Source organism: Nocardioides exalbidus, from assembly GCF_900105585.1.
In the GTDB taxonomy this organism is placed as follows: Bacteria; Actinomycetota; Actinomycetes; order Propionibacteriales; family Nocardioidaceae; genus Nocardioides; species Nocardioides exalbidus.
Map to the genome: position 1 here is coordinate 2,037,024 of NZ_FNRT01000002.1, position 17,847 is coordinate 2,054,870.

21 protein-coding genes are annotated in these 17,847 nt (G+C 72.1%); 14 read left to right on the forward strand and 7 right to left on the reverse strand.

Annotated elements, in window-relative coordinates:
• The first annotated feature begins 408 nt into the window (after window positions 1–408).
• Complete coding sequence (locus BLV76_RS10050; protein WP_090969002.1) at window positions 409–1,455, forward strand: LacI family DNA-binding transcriptional regulator; 1,047 nt, start codon at window positions 409–411, stop codon at window positions 1,453–1,455.
• 34 nt (window positions 1,456–1,489) lie between these two features.
• Here the strand turns inward: BLV76_RS10050 and BLV76_RS10055 are convergent, their stop codons facing one another.
• The 3 genes from BLV76_RS10055 to BLV76_RS10065 all read right to left on the reverse strand — a co-directional run bounded on the left by BLV76_RS10055 (window position 1,490) and on the right by BLV76_RS10065 (window position 3,781).
• Entirely contained in the window at window positions 1,490–2,173 is a 684-nt protein-coding gene (locus tag BLV76_RS10055) for a class I SAM-dependent methyltransferase (RefSeq protein WP_090969003.1), read from the reverse strand.
• Between the two features lie 111 nt (window positions 2,174–2,284).
• Window positions 2,285–2,923: a VOC family protein gene (locus tag BLV76_RS10060; RefSeq protein ID WP_090969004.1), complete on the reverse strand. Its 639-nt coding sequence runs from the start codon at window positions 2,921–2,923 to the stop codon at window positions 2,285–2,287.
• Between the two features lie 81 nt (window positions 2,924–3,004).
• Complete coding sequence (locus BLV76_RS10065) at window positions 3,005–3,781, reverse strand: DUF3109 family protein (protein ID WP_090969005.1); 777 nt, start codon at window positions 3,779–3,781, stop codon at window positions 3,005–3,007.
• A gap of 26 nt (window positions 3,782–3,807) precedes the next feature.
• Between BLV76_RS10065 and BLV76_RS10070 the strand changes: the two genes are divergently transcribed.
• The 8 genes from BLV76_RS10070 (at window position 3,808) to proC (ending at window position 11,185) form a co-directional block, all read left to right on the forward strand.
• The gene (locus BLV76_RS10070; protein ID WP_090969006.1) at window positions 3,808–4,752 is read left to right on the forward strand and encodes a Ppx/GppA family phosphatase; all 945 of its coding nucleotides are present in this window, start codon (window positions 3,808–3,810) and stop codon (window positions 4,750–4,752) included.
• Between the two features lie 2 nt (window positions 4,753–4,754).
• Window positions 4,755–5,570, forward strand: a complete 816-nt coding sequence (locus BLV76_RS10075) for a sugar phosphate isomerase/epimerase family protein (protein ID WP_090969007.1) — start codon at window positions 4,755–4,757, stop codon at window positions 5,568–5,570.
• Window positions 5,571–5,580: 10 nt separating this feature from the next.
• Window positions 5,581–6,168: a TetR/AcrR family transcriptional regulator gene (locus BLV76_RS10080; protein ID WP_090969008.1), complete on the forward strand. Its 588-nt coding sequence runs from the start codon at window positions 5,581–5,583 to the stop codon at window positions 6,166–6,168.
• Window positions 6,169–6,293: 125 nt separating this feature from the next.
• Entirely contained in the window at window positions 6,294–7,916 is a 1,623-nt protein-coding gene (locus BLV76_RS10085) for a peroxidase family protein (RefSeq protein WP_090969009.1), read from the forward strand.
• Between the two features lie 51 nt (window positions 7,917–7,967).
• A complete protein-coding gene (locus tag BLV76_RS10090) occupies window positions 7,968–8,672 on the forward strand; it encodes an ABC transporter ATP-binding protein (RefSeq protein ID WP_090969010.1) in 705 nt (234 codons plus the stop codon).
• Window positions 8,669–9,406, forward strand: coding sequence for an ABC transporter permease (locus BLV76_RS10095; protein WP_090969011.1), 738 nt, complete (start codon window positions 8,669–8,671; stop codon window positions 9,404–9,406). The genes BLV76_RS10090 and BLV76_RS10095 overlap by 4 nt, the downstream gene beginning before the upstream one ends.
• Window positions 9,407–9,420: 14 nt before the next feature.
• Window positions 9,421–10,356 (forward strand): proline dehydrogenase family protein, encoded by a 936-nt coding sequence (locus BLV76_RS10100; protein WP_217630314.1) that lies wholly within the window; start codon window positions 9,421–9,423, stop codon window positions 10,354–10,356.
• Window positions 10,357–10,384: 28 nt separating this feature from the next.
• Window positions 10,385–11,185: a pyrroline-5-carboxylate reductase gene (gene proC, locus BLV76_RS10105; RefSeq protein ID WP_090969012.1), complete on the forward strand. Its 801-nt coding sequence runs from the start codon at window positions 10,385–10,387 to the stop codon at window positions 11,183–11,185.
• A 51-nt stretch (window positions 11,186–11,236) separates the two neighbouring features.
• Here proC and BLV76_RS10110 read toward each other — a convergent pair whose 3' ends face one another.
• The 4 genes from BLV76_RS10110 to BLV76_RS10125 are packed head-to-tail and all read right to left on the reverse strand — an operon-like array spanning window position 11,237 to window position 13,726.
• On the reverse strand, window positions 11,237–12,166 hold the full coding sequence (locus tag BLV76_RS10110) for a phosphotransferase family protein (RefSeq protein ID WP_090969013.1): 930 nt from the start codon (window positions 12,164–12,166) through the stop codon (window positions 11,237–11,239).
• Between the two features lie 12 nt (window positions 12,167–12,178).
• Window positions 12,179–12,895, reverse strand: coding sequence for a TetR/AcrR family transcriptional regulator (locus BLV76_RS10115; protein ID WP_090969014.1), 717 nt, complete (start codon window positions 12,893–12,895; stop codon window positions 12,179–12,181).
• A gap of 9 nt (window positions 12,896–12,904) precedes the next feature.
• Window positions 12,905–13,306 carry a DCC1-like thiol-disulfide oxidoreductase family protein gene (locus tag BLV76_RS10120; protein WP_090969015.1) on the reverse strand — a complete coding sequence of 134 codons (402 nt, stop codon included), beginning with the start codon at window positions 13,304–13,306 and terminating at the stop codon, window positions 12,905–12,907.
• Between the two features lie 3 nt (window positions 13,307–13,309).
• On the reverse strand, window positions 13,310–13,726 hold the full coding sequence (locus BLV76_RS10125; protein ID WP_090969016.1) for a hypothetical protein: 417 nt from the start codon (window positions 13,724–13,726) through the stop codon (window positions 13,310–13,312).
• Window positions 13,727–13,845: 119 nt separating this feature from the next.
• Between BLV76_RS10125 and BLV76_RS10130 the strand changes: the two genes are divergently transcribed.
• The 5 genes from BLV76_RS10130 to BLV76_RS10150 all read left to right on the forward strand — a co-directional run bounded on the left by BLV76_RS10130 (window position 13,846) and on the right by BLV76_RS10150 (window position 17,820).
• On the forward strand, window positions 13,846–15,027 hold the full coding sequence (locus tag BLV76_RS10130; RefSeq protein ID WP_090969017.1) for an acetoin utilization protein AcuC: 1,182 nt from the start codon (window positions 13,846–13,848) through the stop codon (window positions 15,025–15,027).
• 192 nt (window positions 15,028–15,219) lie between these two features.
• On the forward strand, window positions 15,220–15,426 hold the full coding sequence (locus tag BLV76_RS10135) for a helix-turn-helix domain-containing protein (RefSeq protein ID WP_090969018.1): 207 nt from the start codon (window positions 15,220–15,222) through the stop codon (window positions 15,424–15,426).
• A gap of 128 nt (window positions 15,427–15,554) precedes the next feature.
• Window positions 15,555–15,656 carry a 30S ribosomal protein bS22 gene (locus tag BLV76_RS10140; RefSeq protein WP_008356322.1) on the forward strand — a complete coding sequence of 34 codons (102 nt, stop codon included), beginning with the start codon at window positions 15,555–15,557 and terminating at the stop codon, window positions 15,654–15,656.
• Window positions 15,657–15,668: 12 nt separating this feature from the next.
• Window positions 15,669–16,661, forward strand: a complete 993-nt coding sequence (locus tag BLV76_RS10145; RefSeq protein WP_090969019.1) for an SDR family oxidoreductase — start codon at window positions 15,669–15,671, stop codon at window positions 16,659–16,661.
• Window positions 16,654–17,820 carry a lysophospholipid acyltransferase family protein gene (locus tag BLV76_RS10150; RefSeq protein WP_090969020.1) on the forward strand — a complete coding sequence of 389 codons (1,167 nt, stop codon included), beginning with the start codon at window positions 16,654–16,656 and terminating at the stop codon, window positions 17,818–17,820. Before BLV76_RS10145 ends, BLV76_RS10150 begins: the two co-directional genes overlap by 8 nt.
• The last annotated feature ends 27 nt before the right edge of the window (window positions 17,821–17,847 follow it).

The window sequence follows — 17,847 nt, forward strand, 5'->3', positions numbered from 1 at the left end:
TCCTGTGGACGGAGCGGCCGTTGCTGGGGACCCGGACCGGCCGTCGGTGGACGGACCGGTGGAGGACGAACGCCCCTCGACCGACCCCTTGCGCCCGCCCCCGGGACGGGCGTAGAACTTCTCCCACGCAGCCCGGCAACGGGAGGCGGGATGGCTCGGAGACGAGGATCCGACCGGCGGGGAAGCTTCGGCAGACCGGCCGCCGCGACTGGGTGACGCAGGAGCGGGGATCAGCGGGGACGGGCCGTCGACCGGAGGTCGTCACATGATCCGGTCACCCTGGAGGGCCCTTGCGACTCATACTCGCGAGGGCCCTTCACCCGTTTGGTGGGCGAGGCGCCCGCGAGCGAGGCTTTATGCTCGGCTCCTTGGATCGGTCAAGGGGACGGGTCGAAGGGGGGGCAGCAGATGGGGCGCAGTGACAGTCGGGTCGGCGGCAGCCAGCTCCCGGTCACGCCCCCGACGCTCGCCGACGTCGCCGAGCGCGCCGGCGTCTCGCGCCAGACCGTGTCCAACGCGGTCAACAACCCCGACCTGCTGCGGCCCGACACCCTCGAGCGGGTGCGCCAGACGATCGCCGAGCTCGGCTACTCGCCCAACCGCGCGGCCCGCAACCTCCGCACCCGCACGTCGTCGCTGATCGGCCTGCGCTTCGCGCCCGCCCAGGAGGGCACCGCCAACGCCGCGATGGACCGCTTCGTCCACTCGCTGGTCGAGGCCAGCGAGGAGGTCGGCTACCACGTCCTGCTCTTCCCGGGAGACGACGAGGACCCGATCGGCGGCTACGACAACCTGCTGCGCTCGACCGCGGTCGACGCGTTCGTGGTGACCGACACCTACCTCGGCAACCCGCAGGCCTCCTGGCTCACCGACCAGCGCGCGCCGTTCGTCGCCTTCGGCAGGCCGTGGGACGACGAGGAGGCCCGGCACGTCTGGGTCGACGTCGACGGCGCCGCCGGCACCCGGCTGGCCACCCAGCACCTCATCGACCGCGGCCACACCCGCATCGCGTGGATCGGCTGGCGCAAGGACTCCCCGATCGGCGAGGACCGCCGCTCGGGATGGCTGAAGACCATGCACGCCCACGGCCTGTCCACGACCGGGCTCGCCTCCCGGGTCGAGGACGTCGTGCACAGCGGCGCCGAGGCGGCCGCCGTGCTCCTCGACGAGTCCGCGCCCACCGCCTTCGTGTGCGCCTCCGACACGCTCGCCATGGGCGTGCTCCACACGCTCTGGATCCGCCAGCTCGCGCCGGGGCGCGACATCGCGGTGGTCGGCTTCGACGACTCCCAGGTCGCGCAGGTCTTCCCGGTCGGCCTGACCTCGGTGCGCCAGCCCCTCGAGGACGTCGCGGTCGAGATCGTCAACACCTTGCGGCTGCTGCTCACCCACCAGCCCGTCGACACGTGGGGCGTCCTGCTCGAGCCGACGCTCGCGATCCGCGAGTCGAGCTGATCGAGCCGCCCGGCACGACCTCGAGGGCTGAGCCCTAGTAGTGCCGGAACCAGACGTTGACCGCGTAGTCGACCGTCGTGCCGGTGTGGGAGGCCAGCGCCTCCTCGGCCGCCTCGGGCGGGAGCTCGATGCGGACCACGCTCTCGAGGTCCTCCCGCGACGCGAACGACCAGCCCATCTCGATCGGGCGGCGCCGCCACCCGTGCATCGACCAGAACCGCTCGACCGCCACCGGGTCGACCTCGGGGAAGCCGCGGCGGAACCAGCGGCCGAACGTCGACCGGGTCGGGTCGTTGTCGATCACGAACGCCGTGCCCCCGCGTCGTACGACCCGGTCGAGCTCGCGCAGCCCCGGCTCGGAGCCGGGGCCGAAGAAGTAGGCCCACCGGGCGTGCGCGACGTCGACCGAGGCGTCCGGCACGGGCAGCGCCTGGGCGCCGCCCTCGAGGACCGAGACGTGGTCGAGGGAGCGGGTACGACGACGGGCGAGCGCGACCAGCGGTGGGTGCGGCTCCACGCCGACCACCTGCGCCGCGGTCGAGGCCCACAGCGGCAGGTGGAAGCCGCTGCCGCAGCCGATGTCCAGCACGCTGCGACCGGCCCAGTCGCCGAGCTCGCGCATCGCGGTGGCGATCCGGTCGTGGGGGTCGGCCGCCCGGTTCTCGAGCTCGTAGAGCTCGGGGGTGTTCCAGATGTTGGGGCTGGGCCGGGGTTTCATGGGAGGTGAGATCTCGACGCGCCCGTCACGCCCTCGTGCCTCGGCCGTGGGGCTTGCTCGATCTGGCCGAGCCCACGCGGCGAGCTCGTTCCTCGTTCGCCGCTGCTCGTCTCAGATGCGGACGAGGCCGTGGGGCGTCTGGAGCTGGACCGCGACCACGCCGGGGGTGCCGTTGGGGGCGACCCACTCGACCTTGACGTCCTCGAGCGGCGCCTCGACGGTCTCGCCGAGCCACTCCGAGACGCGCTGCGGGTCGCCGGCGATCTCGAGGCAGGCGAGGGAGAAGTCGCCGGTGGCGCCGTTGCTGGGGCGGAGCTCGTCGGGCGACTGCCACTGGATGAAGAAGGGGAGCTGCGGGTCGGAGAGGAGCCCGTTGACGCCGATCTGGCGCCAGAGCAGCTCGGTGCCGTCCGGGCGGTGGCGGTTGCCCTTGACCGACTCGCGGCCCAGGCGCGCCTCGATGGGGGCGATGTCGGGGACCGAGACGACCCAGCCCATCCAGCCGCCGCCGAGGACGGAGCGGGCGCGCACGGCCTGCCCGAAGGGCGCCTTGTCGCTCGCCGGGTGGTCGAGCACCTCGACGATCTCCATGTAGATGTCGCCGGCCAGCGGCAGGATCATGTTGCGGGTGCCGAAGCGGGGGTGCACGCCGCCGTCGATGAAGTCCGTGCCGAGCAGCCCCCCGAGGCGCTGGGCGGTGCTGGCAAGACCATCAGGTCCGGCGGCGAAGCTGACGTGGTCCAGGCGCATGCAGAGATTCTGCGACCGTTCGCGAAGCGGCTTGACACCGGGGTCGGGTTGTCTTGACGTCGAGCGAAATGGGCGTGACGGTCATCTCGGGTCGGCGGGGTGAAGCGCGAGGGCCGATCGCGACCGGACGTGGGCCTCGCAGTGCCGCGCCAGCTCGGCGTACCCCGCGCGGCCCATCAGCTCGACGAGCTCGGCCTCGTGGGTGAGGAAGACCGGCTCCGGGGCGACGTGCGCCTCGGTGTTGCCGGAGCAGTACCAGTCGAGGTCGTGCCCGCCCGGACCCCAGCCGCGGCGGTCGTACTCGCCGATCGAGACCTCGGTGTAGGAGGTCCCGTCCTGCCGCTCGACGCTGCGGAACTGGCGGCGGATCGGCAGCTGCCAGCACACGTCGGGCTTGGTCTCCAGCGGGTTGCGGCCCTGCCGCAGGGCCAGGCCGTGGAGCGCGCAGCCGGCACCGCCCCCGCCGCTCGCGGGAGCAAAATCGGTGCGGTTGTGGAACACGCACGCCTGCTGGTCGTCGACCACCACCGCGAGGGTCTTGCGCTCGCCGTCGTCGTCGGTCTCGATCCAGTCCTTCTTCCTCACCGCGCGCCCGGGGTGGAGCTGCCAGTCGTCGGGGGTGAGCTGGGCGACGAACGTGGCGACCCGCTTCTCGTCGTCCTTGTCCGCGAAGTGGGCGCCGAGGGTGCAGCAGCCCACGTCGGGTGCGTCGGCGTAGATCCCCCGGCAGCCCTGGCCGAAGATGCACGTGTAGCTCGACGTGAGCCAGGTCAGGTCGCAGCGGAACACCTGGGTGTCGTCTGCCGGATCCGCGAACTCGACGTACGCGCGGGGGAACACCAGATCGACTTCGGGCACCCACCCACCCTAGTAGCGTGGCTGTCATGCGCCTGGGCGTCCTCGACATCGGATCCAACACCGGTCACCTGCTGGTGGTGGATGCCCACGGTGGTGCCGCGCCGCTCCCGGCCTCGTCGCACAAGCAGCCCCTGCGCCTGGCCGAGCACCTCGACGCCGACGGCGCCGTCACGCCCGCCGGCCTCGACGCGCTCACCGCGTTCTGCGCCTCCGCGACCGAGATCGCCGAGGACAAGGGCTGCGAGGAGATGCTCGGCTTCGCGACCTCGGCGGTCCGTGACGCGGTCAACTCCGACGACGTGCTGGCCCACGTGGAGAAGCACAGCGGGGTCGCGCTCGAGGTCCTCTCCGGTGAGGACGAGGCACGCCTCACCTTCCTGGCCGTACGCCGCTGGTTCGGCTGGTCGGCCGGCCGGCTGGCGGTCTTCGACATCGGCGGCGGCTCCCTCGAGATCGCCGGCGGCACCGACGAGGCCCCCGACGTGGCGTGGTCGCTGCCCCTGGGCGCGGCCCGGCTGGCGCGGATGTGGTTCGGAGGCGGCCGACCGACCGACGACGACATCAAGGAGCTCCGCAAGCAGGTCCGCGCCGACATCGCCCGCGACGCCGGCCACCTGCTGCGAGGCGGCGTGCCCGACAAGGCGGCAGCCACGTCGAAGACGTTCCGGTCGCTCGCGCGGATCTGCGGTGCCGCGCCCAGCGCCGACGGCCCACTGGTGCCGCGGGTCCTCGAGCTCGCCACGCTGTCGGAGAAGATCCCGCAGCTGATGGAGCTCTCGCCCGACGAGCTGGCCGCGTTGCCCGGCGTCTCCCCGAGCCGCACCCACCAGATCGTGCCCGGCGCGCTGGTCGCCGAGGCCTGCATGGACATCTTCGACCTGACCGAGCTGGAGATCTGCCCGTGGGCCCTGCGCGAGGGCGTCATCCTCGAGCGGCTCGACCAGATCTCGGTCGTGACGAGGCTCCGCTGACGATGGCCTCCCGCTCGACCCCTGCGGCGACTCCCACGATCGGCCTGTCCACGGCGTCGGTCTACCCCGAGTCGACCGCCCACGGCTTCGGCTGGGCGGCCTCGACCGGCTACGACGCGGTGGAGGTGATGGTCGGCATCGACTCCCTCAGCCAGCAGATCGACGCGGTCAGGAAGCTGAGCGACCACCACGAGATCCCGATCTGCGCGGTCCACTCGCCCTGCCTGCTGTTCACGCAGCGGGTGTGGGGCACCGACCCCTGGGGCAAGCTCGAGAAGTCGGCCGAGATGGCCCACGAGGTCGGTGCCGATGTCGTCGTGGTGCACCCGCCGTTCCGCTGGCAGAAGGACTACGCCGCCGGCTTCGTGGAGGGGATCGCCTCGCTCGAGGCCCGCACCGGCATCGCCTTCGCCGTCGAGAACATGTATCCCTGGCGCGCCTCCTCCCGGCGCGGGATGGAGATGTACCTCCCCGGCTGGGACCCCAGCGAGCAGGACTACGCCAACACCACGATCGACCTCTCCCACGCCGCCATCGCCCGCTCCGACGTCATCGAGATGGCCGACCGGCTGGGCGACTCGCTGCGCCACGTCCACCTCACCGACGGCTCCGGCTCCGCCAAGGACGAGCACCTCGTCCCGGGCCGCGGCGTGATGGGCGCGCAGGCCTTCCTCGAGCACCTGGCTGCCCAGGACTTCGGCGGGCACGTCGTGCTCGAGATCAACACCCGCCGCGCCGCCAACCGCGCCGAGCGCGAGGACGACCTGCGCGAGTCGCTCGAGTTCGCCCGCGAGCACCTGGGCCTCCCGCCGCGATGAGCCGCCCGCGATGACCACCGCCCGCGGCCGGCGCCCGGGTGCCCCGGACACCCGCGCCGAGGTGCTCACCGCCGCGCGGGCGTCGTTCGCCGAGAAGGGCTTCCGGGGTACGACGATCCGCGCCGTCGCGGCCTCCGCAGGTGTGGACCCCGCGCTGGTGCACCACTACTTCGGCACGAAGGACGACCTGTTCGTCGCCGCCCTGCAGATCCCCGTCGACCCGCGCGAGGTGCTGGCTCCGGTGGTGGCCGCAGGTCCCGACGGCGCCGGCGAGCGGCTGCTGCGCACCTTCCTGCGCGTGTGGGACGACCCGGCCGTCCAGCCCGGGCTGCTGGCCATGGTGCGCTCGCTGATCACCGACGACAACGGCGGGCTCGTGCGCGACGCCTTCATCCCCGTGGTGGTCGGCCCCGTCCTGACCGGCCTGGTCGCCGACCGGCCGGAGGTGCGGATCCCGCTGGTGGCCAGCCAGCTCATGGGCCTCATCGTCGCGCGCTATGTCGTCGCCCTGCCGCCGCTCGCTGCGATGCCCGCCGACGACCTCGTCGCACGCGTCGGGCCCACGCTGCAGCACTACCTGACCGGCGACCTCCCCTAGCCGTCCTCGTCCCTCCGGGCTGTCGGACCGGTGGTCCAGACCTCAGCAGGATCACCGATGCGCGTTCGTGGCGACCGGCGGATGGTGGTCCGACCAGCCACAGCAGCTCTTGGGAGGGACCAGCGATGGCACCAGCATCCGACCGGCACCAGCAGGCACCGCACCACGGACGCGACGCGTTCTTCATCGTGGGGGAGGGCGTCGTCGGCGACGCCCCGGACCGCGCGTTCAGCGCCCGGGCGAACACCAGCGCGACGAGCGCCGCCGCCCCCGCCGCCCCGACCTTCCGCTTCTCGCGCGTGGGCCCCACCGGCGTACGCCTCCCGGAGGCCACGCTCCGCAAGGTGGCCCTGGCGATGACCGGCGGCTCGGAGACCGACGGTGACATCCCGTCCGGCTACACCTACCTCGGGCAGTTCGTCGACCACGACCTCACCTTCGACGCGACCACGGTGGCGTTCGGCGACGACGTCTCGCCGGCCGACCTGCTCCAGGGCCGCTCGCCGACGCTCGACCTCGACAGCCTCTACGGCGCCGGCCCGCTCGACCCGGTCTCCGCGCACTTCTACGAGGCCGACCGCACGCGGCTCAAGGTCGGCAAGACCACGAAGATCGGCAGCGACGTTGCGCGCGTCGGCTTCGACGTGCCGCGCGTCGGTGGCGGTGGCGTCGACCGTGACCTGGCGGACATCCCGGACCGGCGCAACGACGAGAACCTCGTCGTCGCGCAGACGCACGCCGCGATGATCCGCTTCCACAACCGGGTCGTGGCGGATCTCGGGCCCGCCACGCCCCCCGGTGAGCGCTTCGAGAAGGCGCGCCGCAAGGTGGTGCTGCACTACCAGTGGATGCTGCGCCACGACTACCTGACGCGGATCTGCGACGGAGCCGTCGTGAAGGACGTCTTCTCAGGAGGCCGCAAGATCGTCGAGCCCGGCGCCGACCCGCTCACCATGCCGACGATGCCGGTCGAGTTCTCCGTCGCGGCGTTCCGGCTCGGGCACTCCATGGTCCGCGAGGCCTACGACTGGAACGCGCGCTTCCCGAACGGGTCGGGCACCCTCGACCTGCTCTTCTTCTTCTCCGGCACCAGCGGGGGCCTCGGCGGCGACCCGACCCTGCCGTCGAACTGGATCGCGGACTGGCGCCGGCTCTACCGCTTCGCGCAGGTCGGGCACGGCGAGCTCAAGCCGCCCACCGGCGAGTTCAACCTCGCGCGCCGCATCGACACTCGCCTGGTCGACCCCCTGGCCACGCTGCCGATGGGCTCGTTCGGCGGCAGTGTCAGCGACGAGGGCACGATCCGGGCGAACCTCGCCTTCCGCAACCTCGTCCGCGCGCGGATGATGAAGCTCGCCAGCGGCCAGCAGATGGCCGCCCTGCTCCGCGCGAACGGCGTACCTGTCACGACGCTGACCAAGGCCCAGCTCCGCGGGTCGGGCGGGCGCAGCACCGCCAGCCTCGACGGGCTCACCGCGCCCCAGCTCGACGCCTTCCTCAAGGACACGCCGCTGTGGTTCTACGTCCTGCGCGAGGCCGAGCTCAACGACGGCGTGCTCACCGGCGTCGGCGCGCGGCTCGTGGCCGAGACCTTCCACCGGGCGATGGAGGGCAGCACGTTCTCGATCGTGCGCAACCCCGGCTTCCGGCCGAGCCTCGGCGAGAAGGACGGCCGTTTCCGGATGGCCGACCTGCTGCTCGTCGCGTTCGAGGGCAGGAAGGAGCTGCTCGCCCCGCTCGGCGACTGACCTCCCGGGAGGTTGACGGGCGCCCGACCCCGTCGCACAATTCAACACAGGATGAAAAACGTGGTGGAAGTGCGTGACCTCGTCGTCGTACGCGGCGCGCGCGAGGTGCTGCCCGGCATCAGCCTCGACGTCCCGGCGGGCGTCACCGGCCTCCTCGGGCCGAGCGGGTGTGGCAAGACCACCCTGTTGCGCAGCCTCGTCGGCGCCCAGCGGGTGCGGTCGGGGACCGTCCAGGTGCTGGGGGAGCCGGCCGGGAGCCCGTCCCTGCGCACGCGGATCGGCTACGTCACGCAGTCGGCGAGCGTCTACGACGACCTGACCGTCTCGGAGAACCTCACGTTCTTCGCCCGCGTCCTGGGCGTCGGCAGCGACGAGGCCGACCGCGCGACCGCGTCGGTCGGCCTCGCCGACCACCGGTCGCAGGTCGTGGGGCGCCTGTCCGGTGGCCAGCGCAGCCGGGTGAGCCTGGCGGTCGCCCTGCTCGGTACGCCGGACCTGCTGGTGCTCGACGAGCCGACGGTCGGGCTGGACCCGGTGCTGCGCCGCGACCTGTGGGAGCTGTTCCACCGGATCGCCGACGGAGGGGCCGCGGTGCTCGTGTCGAGCCACGTGATGGACGAGGCCGAGCGGTGCCACCGGCTGCTGCTGATGCGCGAGGGCCGGATCATCGCCGACGGCTCGCCCGACGAGATCCGCGCGCGCACCGGGGCGCCCGACATCGAGGGCGCGTTCCTCCGCCTCGTGGAGGCGGCATGAGCGCCACGGTCACCCTCGCCGTCGCCGGCCGCGTGCTGACCCAGGTCCGCCGCGACCGCCGCACGGTGGCGATGCTGCTCGTCGTCCCGTGCCTGCTGATCAGCCTGCTGTGGTGGATGTTCGAGGACCTGCCGGGCGAGCAGTTCGACCGGTTCGGGCCGGGCCTGCTGGCGATGTTCCCCTTCATCGTGATGTTCCTCGTCACGAGCGTCACGACCCTGCGCGAGCGGAGCAGCGGCACCCTCGAGCGACTGCTCACGATGCCGATGGGCAGGCTCGACTTCCTCCTCGGCTACGCCCTCGCCTTCGGCCTGCTCGCGGCGGTCCAGTCCGTCCTCGCGGTCGCGGTCAGCGTCGGGCTCCTCGGCCTCGAGGTCGAGGGCTCGGTCTGGCTCCTCGGCGTGGTCGCGGTCGTCGACGCGGTGCTCGGCACCGCCCTCGGCCTGCTCGTCAGCGCGTTCGCGACCACCGAGTTCCAGGCCGTCCAGTTCATGCCCGCCTTCGTGCTGCCCCAGGTCCTGCTCTGCGGGCTCTTCGTGCCGCGCACCTCGATGCCCGGGGTGCTCGAGGCGATCAGCAGCGTCCTGCCGCTGTCGTACGCCGTCGACGCCATGCAGGAGCTCGTCGGGTCCGCCGGCTCCGCCGAGGTCTGGCGCGACGTCGCGGTCGTGCTCGCCTTCGCGCTGGCGGCCCTCGCACTCGGTGCCGCCACCCTGCGCCGCCGAACGCCCTGACGTAGCCTTTCGGCATGTCCCTGCTCCGCCAGCCGATCCTGCTCCTCGCCCGCAGCGAGGGGGTCAAGAAGCTCGTCTCGACGATGCCCGTCTCGAGCGGGATCGTCACCAGCTACGTCCCCGGCGAGTCGACCGCCGACGCGGTGCGGGCGACGTCCGGGCTGGTCGCCGACGGCCTGCGGGTCACGCTGGACTACCTGGGTGAGGACACCACCGACGCCGCCCAGGCCGAGGCCACGGTCGCGGCCTACAAGGAGGTCCTGGCCGACCTCGCCGCGAAGGGACTCGCACCCCAGGCGGAGGTGTCGGTCAAGCTCAGCGCGATCGGCCAGTTCCTCCCCGACAACGGCCACAAGGTCGCCCTCGAGAACGCCCGCGACATCTGCCGCGCCGCCCGCAACGCCGGCACCACGGTCACCCTCGACATGGAGGACCACACCACCACCGACTCGACGCTGACGATCCTGCGCGAGCTCCGCAAGGACTTCCCCGAGACCGGCGCCGTGCTCCAGGCGATGCTCCACCGCACCGAGGCCGACTGCCGGGCGCTGGCCTACGAGGGCTCGCGCGTGCGGCTCTGCAAGGGCGCCTACATGGAGCCCGAGCACGTCGCCTTCCAGGACAAGGTCGACATCGACAAGTCCTACGTCCGCTGCCTCAAGGTCCTGCTCGGCGGCCAGGGCTACCCGATGATCGCCACGCACGACCCGCGGATGATCCAGATCGCCTCCTCGCTCGCGAGCCGCTTCGGCAAGCGCCCGGGCACCTACGAGTTCCAGATGCTCTACGGCATCCGCCCCGAGGAGCAGAAGCGGCTGGCCGCCGCCGGCGAGACCATGCGCGTCTACATCCCCTACGGCACGGAGTGGTACGGCTACCTGATGCGCCGCCTCGCCGAGAAGCCGCAGAACCTCGCCTTCTTCGCCCGCTCGCTGATCAGCAAGAAGTAGGCTCGCCGCCACGAAGTAGATTGACGCCATGAGCACTGCGATCATCGGCGCCGGCGTGATGGGGGAGACCCTCCTGTCCGGACTCGTCCGAGCGGGGCGCCGCGTCGACCAGCTGATGGTCGGCGAGAAGCGCGCCGAGCGCGCCCGGGAGCTCGAGGAGCGCTACGGCGTCGCCGTCGTCTCCAACCGCGAGGCGGCTGCGAAGGCCGACACCGTCGCGCTCGTGGTGAAGCCGCAGGACATGGGCGACGTGCTCGAGGAGATCGCCCCCGACCTGCGCGCCGGCCAGCTCGTCGTCTCCCTCGCCGCCGGCATCACCACCACGTTCATCGAGTCGCGCGTGCCCGAGGGCGTGGCTGTCGTCCGGGTCATGCCCAACACGCCCGCCCTCGTCGACGAGGGCATGGCGGCGATCGCACCGGGCTCGCACTGCGACGAGTCGCACCTCGCCGAGGTCGAGTCGCTGATGTCCTCGACCGGCAAGGTCCTCCGGATCCCCGAGAAGCAGATGGACGCGGTCACCGCGATCTCCGGCTCCGGTCCGGCCTACATCTTCTTCGTCGTCGAGTCGATGATCGAGGCCGGCGTCCACCTCGGCCTGCCCCGGACCACCGCGACCGAGCTCGTCGTGCAGACGCTCGTCGGCTCGGCCGCGATGCTGCGCGAGACCGGCGACCACCCGGTCGTCCTGCGCGAGCAGGTCACCTCGCCCGGCGGCACGACCGCCTCGGCGTTGCGCGAGCTCGAGATCCACAAGGTCAGGGCCGCGTTCCTCGCCGCCATGGAGGCCGCGCGCAACCGCTCGCGAGAGCTCGCCGAAGGCTCCTGACGACCTCGTCGCGCAGCCCGCGCCCGATGACGATTCCCTGAGGGGCGCGCGTCATGCCTGCCCGACGGCCTCGCGCACGTCACCGCGGTCGAGCATCGCCAGGCACCACGCGAAGTGCCCATCGGAGAGGTCCGTGCCGAAGCAGCACGCGGTGACGAGGGCGTACGCCGCCCGGTGGGTGGCCAGCCGTGCCGGGTCGTGGCCGAAGGCCGAGGTGAAGGCGGCGTCCAGCTCGCGCTCGACCTCCCGTGCCCGCGGTCCCCACATGTCGAAGACGCTGGCCGTGACGGCCGCGTCGAACGCCGGGTCGCCCGCCGTGCTGAGGAAGCCGAAGTCCAGCACCGCCGAGGCGCGCCCGTCGGCGACCAGCACGTTGGCGGCGATCAGGTCGCCGTGCACCAGCGCCGGCTCCGCAGGGGTGAGCGTCTCGAGGGCCCGGACGGTGCCGGCCGCGACCGCCTCCACGTCCGGACGCGCGGCAGCGAGGAAGGACCCGAACCTGGATGCCCGGCGGCGCACCAGGTCGGCGAGCTCGAGCTCGAACGGCCGGGTCGCGCCGAACGCCGGCTCGTCCGGCAGCACCGGGAGCGAGCGCAACGCCGGGGACCCGGGCACGGCCGCGAGGGCAGCCAGCGCCTCGGTCATCGCATCGACGTCACCGGTGGCGAGGTCGGGCGACGAGCCGTCGGCCTCCCAGAGCGGGCGTCCGCGCAGCCGTCGCTCGACGGTCACCCATGTGCCGTCGAGGTCGAGCACGTCGTGGATGCGCGGGAACGCCGGGGCGTCCTCCGCGCCCTCGACCGCCTCGAGGAACCCGCGCAGCAGCACCAGGTCGTCGTACGACCGCCGGGACCAGACCTTGGCGACCGTCTCGTCGGAGATCGCCACGACGACCCCCTCGATCCCGGCGCCGAGCACGCCGAGGTTCGCGAACCCCAGCCGCTCGACCACGGCGACCGCCTCGGCCTCCAGCCCGCGCACGACGCGACCCCTTCAGGCGCCGCGGAGCTGGCGGACCACCCCGAGCGCGTCGTCGACCAGGCCCCGCACCAGCGGCAGTCGCGTGAGGCGGACCGACCGGTCCACGAGCGGCACCATGCCGGCGACGAGGGTGCGGGTGCGTCGCTGTCCCGGGCTGTCGTCGTACACCCAGAACAGGACCATGCCCATGTGCAGGAGCCACAGGAGGTCGGGCAGCTCCTGGCGCAGGGCCGGTGCGACCTTGAGGTCCGAGCCCTCGACCGCCCGTCGGAAGAGGGCCGTGCTCGCCTCGCGCGCCGGTGCGGAGTCCGCCGAGAAGGGGGAGAGCGGCGAGCGGGGGTCGGCGGCGTTGCGGAAGAACTGCCCGCCGAAGTCGTGGAACGGCTCGGCGACGTCGAGGAACGACTCCATCACCCGGCGCAGCCGGTCGGCGAAGACGGTGTCGTCGTAGGCCGACTCGGCGGCGGCCGCGTGGGCGACCTGGAGCTGGTCGTAGAAGGCCTGGACGAGCTCCTCCTTGCCGGAGAAGTAGTAGTAGGCGCTGCCGAGCGAGACGCCTGCCTCGTCGGCGATCGCCCGCATCGTGGTGGCGTCGTAGCCACCGGCCCTGAAGAGGTCCAGCGCGGCGGCCACGATCCCGGCCCGCGTCTGCTCGGCCTTGGCCGATCGCCTCGCCGGCGCCTTCTCCGAACCCGTCCCCGAACTCGTCCCCGAACCCGTCTCCGCCACGGCGCCACCCTAGGACGTCGGTCGGCAGCACGCGTCGGTGCACGCGGCCGCGCGGTCGCGCCGGGGCAGCCCGGACATGGCGTTGCGGATCCCGGCGGCGAGGTGGGCCGCACCCCTGGCCATCGGCAGGCGCGAAGGCCGCGCGAGCGACTCGGCCAGCGAGCGGTGGGCGGTCGTCGCCCAGAGGGCCATCACCCAGGCGTGCGCGCCCTCCCACACCTCGCCCGAGTCGCTGACGACGGTGATCTCCACCAGCGTGCGCTCGTGGTCGAGGGCCGGGAACCGCTTGCGCGCGGCCCAGGATCCCGCAGGCACCAGGTCGATCGGCACCAGGGCCGGCTGCCGCGACAGCCACCCGCTGAAGGTGCAGCACAGGGGGCAGCCGTCGTCGTACAGCACCGTGAGGCGCACTCCTCAGCCCTCGAAGGCGGGCCGGACGCCGCCCACCACGTGCTGCGGAGGCAGCGGCGGGGTGCGGAAGGCCTCCTGGCGCACGCGGCGACGGATCGAGTTGAAGACGTAGACGTTGGTGAAGTGGATGAGGCCGAGCACGACCATGACGACGCCGACCTTGAGGCTCACCACCTCCATCAGGCTCGGCAGGTCGCTCACCGCCTCCCCGGTGCGCAGGTAGAGCAGCACGAAGCCGACGTTGAGCAGGTAGAAGCCGACGACCAGCAGCTTGTTGATCGCGTCGGCGAGGGCGGTGTTGTCGGCGAAGACGTCCTGGAGGAAGACGCCTCCGTTGCTCGAGAGGGTCCGGGCGACCCACACGGTGAGCGGCACCGTGACGGCGAGGTAGGTGAAGTACGAGGTGGCGGTCCAGTCCATGGCGGAGACTCCTTTGAACGTGTTCAAAAATGATGTGGCACCACCGTAGCGCAGTTCTGAACATGTTCAAATAGGTCCGACCTGCGGACCGGGCCCCCGGCGCGGGTAACGTCCGCCACATGGAGTGCGAGGGCCCCACGTCGGTCGTGTTCGACCAGACGCTGTGCGAGTACGACTTCGGACCCACCCACCCGATGTCCCCGATCCGCGTCGACCTGACGATGCGGCTCGCCGACGAGCTCGGTGTCCTCGACGGCATCAAGCGCGTCGACGCGCCCATCGCCACCGACGAGCAGCTGCTGACCGTCCACGAGCAGGGGCTGCTCGACGCGGTGTTGAAGGGCGGTACGACGCCCGGGTTCGAGGACTCCTCGCGTGGCCTCGGCACCGACGACGACCCGTGCTTTGCTGACATGCACACCGCCAGCGCGCACGTCGTCGGCGCGAGCCTCGAGGCCTTCCGCCAGGTCTGGAGCGGCGAGTCGCTCCACTCGGTCAACATCGCCGGCGGCCTCCACCACGCGATGCCCGAGCGGGCGAGCGGCTTCTGCATCTACAACGACGTCGCGGTCGGCATCAAGCAGCTGCTCGCCGACGGCGCGGAGCGGGTCGCCTACGTCGACATCGACGTGCACCACGGCGACGGCGTCGAGAAGGTCTTCTACGACGACCCGCGCGTGCTGACGATCTCCCTGCACGAGACCGGCCAGATGCTGTTCCCCGGCACCGGCTTCCCGACCGACACCGGCGGCCCGGGCGCCGAGGGCTCGGCGGTCAACGTCGCGCTCCCGCCCGGCACGTCCGACGCCGGCTGGCTGCGCGCGTTCCACGCCGTCGTGCCCCCGATCCTGCGCGAGTTCCAGCCCGACGTGCTCGTCACCCAGCACGGCTGCGACTCCCACATGAACGACCCGCTCGCCCACATGATGCTCAGCATCGACGGCCAGCGCGCGGCCTACCTCGCCCTCCACGACCTCGCCCACGAGGTCGCGGGCGGGCGCTGGGTCGTCACCGGCGGAGGCGGCTACTCCGTGGTCGACGTGGTGCCGCGGGCCTGGTCGCACCTGCTGGCGATCGCCTCGGGCCGCGCCCTCGACCCCGCGACCGAGACGCCCCCGATGTGGCGGGCGTACGTCGAGGAGGTGCTCGGCGCGACGCCGCCGTTCCGCATGACAGACGGCCGCACGCCGGCCTACCGCGACTGGTCGAGCGGCTACGACCCGGACGCCTGGCTGGACCGCGCGATCAACGCGACGCGCACCGAGGTGTTCCCGCTGCACGGCCTCGACCCGCTGCCCTGAACGAGCGCGGTCCAGTCCACGCCGAGCGTGGATCGCGGCGGCGCAACTCGACACGCCGCTCGTCCCACAAGTTTCTCTGCCATTCCTCTTCCCCATGCGTCACACAAGCCCTAGTCTCAGCCGGAGCGGCACGCCTGTGACGCCGGTGGGGAAGCCGGCGCCGTCGCCGCGCAGAAGGATCGGTGCACACCCATGGCTGAGAACATCCCTGGCGACATGTCCGAGGCGCAGTTCCTGACCATTGCCGAGGTCGCAGCGAAGATGCGCGTCTCGAAGATGACGGTCTACCGACTCGTCCACGGCGGCGAGCTGCCCGCGGTGCGCGTCGGCCGCTCGTTCCGGGTCACCGAGGACGACGTCAACGAGTACCTGCGCAAGAGCTTCTACAACGCAGGCTGAGCACGCCCGACCTGCTCCGGGGCCGGCTGGTCCGACCCTGCGAAGAGACGATTCCGCGCTCCACATGCCCGGCAAGTAGGGTGTGCGGGTCCGGCCGACGAACGTCGGCCGAAAGGAAAGGTCTCACCGTGGGTTCTGTCATCAAGAAGCGGCGCAAGCGCATGGCCAAGAAGAAGCACCGCAAGCTGCTCAAGAAGACGCGCGTCCAGCGCCGCAAGCTCGGCAAGTAACACCCCTCGCCCATGGGACGGGTCGTGCTGGTCACCGGGATCTCCCGGGACATAGGGCGACGATTCGCGCGCGCCGCGGCCGGCGACCCGTCCATCGAGCGAGTGATCGGGGTGGATGTCGTCCCCCCGCGGGGCGACATCGGGGACGTCTCGTTCGTCCGCGCTGACATCCGCAACCCCGTCATCGCCAAGGTCCTCGCCAAGGAGGACGTGGACACCGTCGTCCACATGAGCGTGATCGCCACGCCCGGCTCGGCCGGCGGTCGCGGGACGATGAAGGAGCTCAACGTCATCGGCTCCATGCAGCTGCTCGCTGCGTGCCAGAAGTCGACGACGGTGAAGCACCTGGTCGTGAAGTCGACGACCACGGTCTACGGTTCGAGCCCGCGCGACCCCGCGATGTTCACCGAGGACATGGGCCCCAAGCGCCTGCCCTCCTCCGGCTACGCCAAGGACGTCTACGAGATCGAGGGCTACGTCCGCGGCTTCGCGCGCCGCCGCCCCGACGTCGGCGTGACCATGATCCGCGCGGCCAACGTCGTGGGTCCCCACGTCTCGAGCCCCCTGACCGACTACTTCCGGTTGCCGGTCATCCCGCGCGTGCTCGGCTTCGACCCGCGCCTGCAGTTCCTCCACGAGGACGACCTCCTGCGCGTCCTGCGCCACTCGGTGCTCACCGGCATCCCCGGCACCTTCAACGTGGCCGGCGACGGGATGGTCACCCTGTCCCAGGCCGTACGCCGTGCCGGCAAGCCCGCGGTCTCGATGCCGCGCTTCGCCGTCGGCCGCCTCGGCGCGACCATGCGGCAGGCCCGCCTCTCGGACTTCTCGCCCGAGCAGCTGGGGTTCCTGACCTACGGTCGAGGAGTGGACACCACCCGGATGCGCACCGAGCTCGGCTTCGAGCCGTCCTACACCTCCGCCGAGGCCTTCGCCGACTTCTGCCGCGAGATGCAGCCGGGCGAGCTCCGGTCCCCGCTCGCCGAAGGGGCCGGTCGTGGTTGAGGAGGCCCGCGACGGGGCCGGGCAGGACGCCGTCGTCATCCCGATCGGCACCGGCGGCCGTCCCGGCCGCGGCACCGGCAGCGCGCGCCCGTCCTCGGCCGCTCGCAACCTGGCGCCCGCCTCCCGCAAGCAGCCGACGGCCTCCCGCAAGCCCGCCGCCAAGCCCGCCGCCGCCAAGCCTGCGCCGAAGAAGCCCGCGCCCACGCCGATCGACGCTGCCGCCGCCCCCCGGGCCGAGCGCATCACCGAGCGCGAGCCCGCGGGCGGCATCCCCGTCGGCGACTGGCTCGCTGCCGTCCAGGGCGCGGCCCACGAGGTCTTCGGGGCCGACTGGGAGCGCCGTCTCGCCGAGCTGATGGCCTTCGCCCGCCGACGGCTCGAGGGTGACTACGAGGTCGACGACTACGGCTTCGACCAGGAGCTCACCGAGCGGTTCTTCATGGCCGCGCTGCGCCCCGTCGCCGAGAAGTGGTTCCGCCTCGAGGTCCGCGGCCTCGACAACATCCCGGCCGAGGGCGGCGCCCTCGTGGTGTCCAACCACTCCGGCACCGTGCCCCTCGACGGCCTCATGACCATGCTGACCGTGCACGACCACGCCGGACGGTTCCTGCGCCCGCTCGGTGCGGACCTCGTGTTCAAGATGCCGCTGATCAGCTCGCTCGCCCGCAAGGGCGGCGCCACGCTGGCCTGCGTCGAGGACGCCGAGCGGATGCTCGCCGGCGGCAACCTCGTCGGCGTCTGGCCCGAGGGCTTCAAGGGCATCGGCAAGCCGTTCAGCGAGCGCTACAAGCTCCAGCGCTTCGGTCGCGGCGGCTTCGTGTCCGCCGCGCTGCGCACCGGCGTACCCATCATCCCGCTCTCCGTCGTGGGCGCCGAGGAGATCTACCCCCTCGTCGGCAACGTGCCGTCGCTGGCGCGGCTGCTCGGCGTGCCCTACATCCCGATCACGCCGTTCTTCCCGTGGCTCGGCCCGCTCGGCATGGTGCCGCTGCCGTCGAAGTGGATCCTCGAGTTCGGCGAGCCGATCCGCACCGACGCCTACGACAGCGCGGAGGCGGAGGACCCGATGCTCGTCTTCAACGTCACCGACCAGGTGCGCGAGACGATCCAGCACACGCTGTTCGACCTGCTCCGCGACCGCGACGGGGTCTTCGGCTAGTCGGTCGTCGCTCCCGCAGGGGCGGGG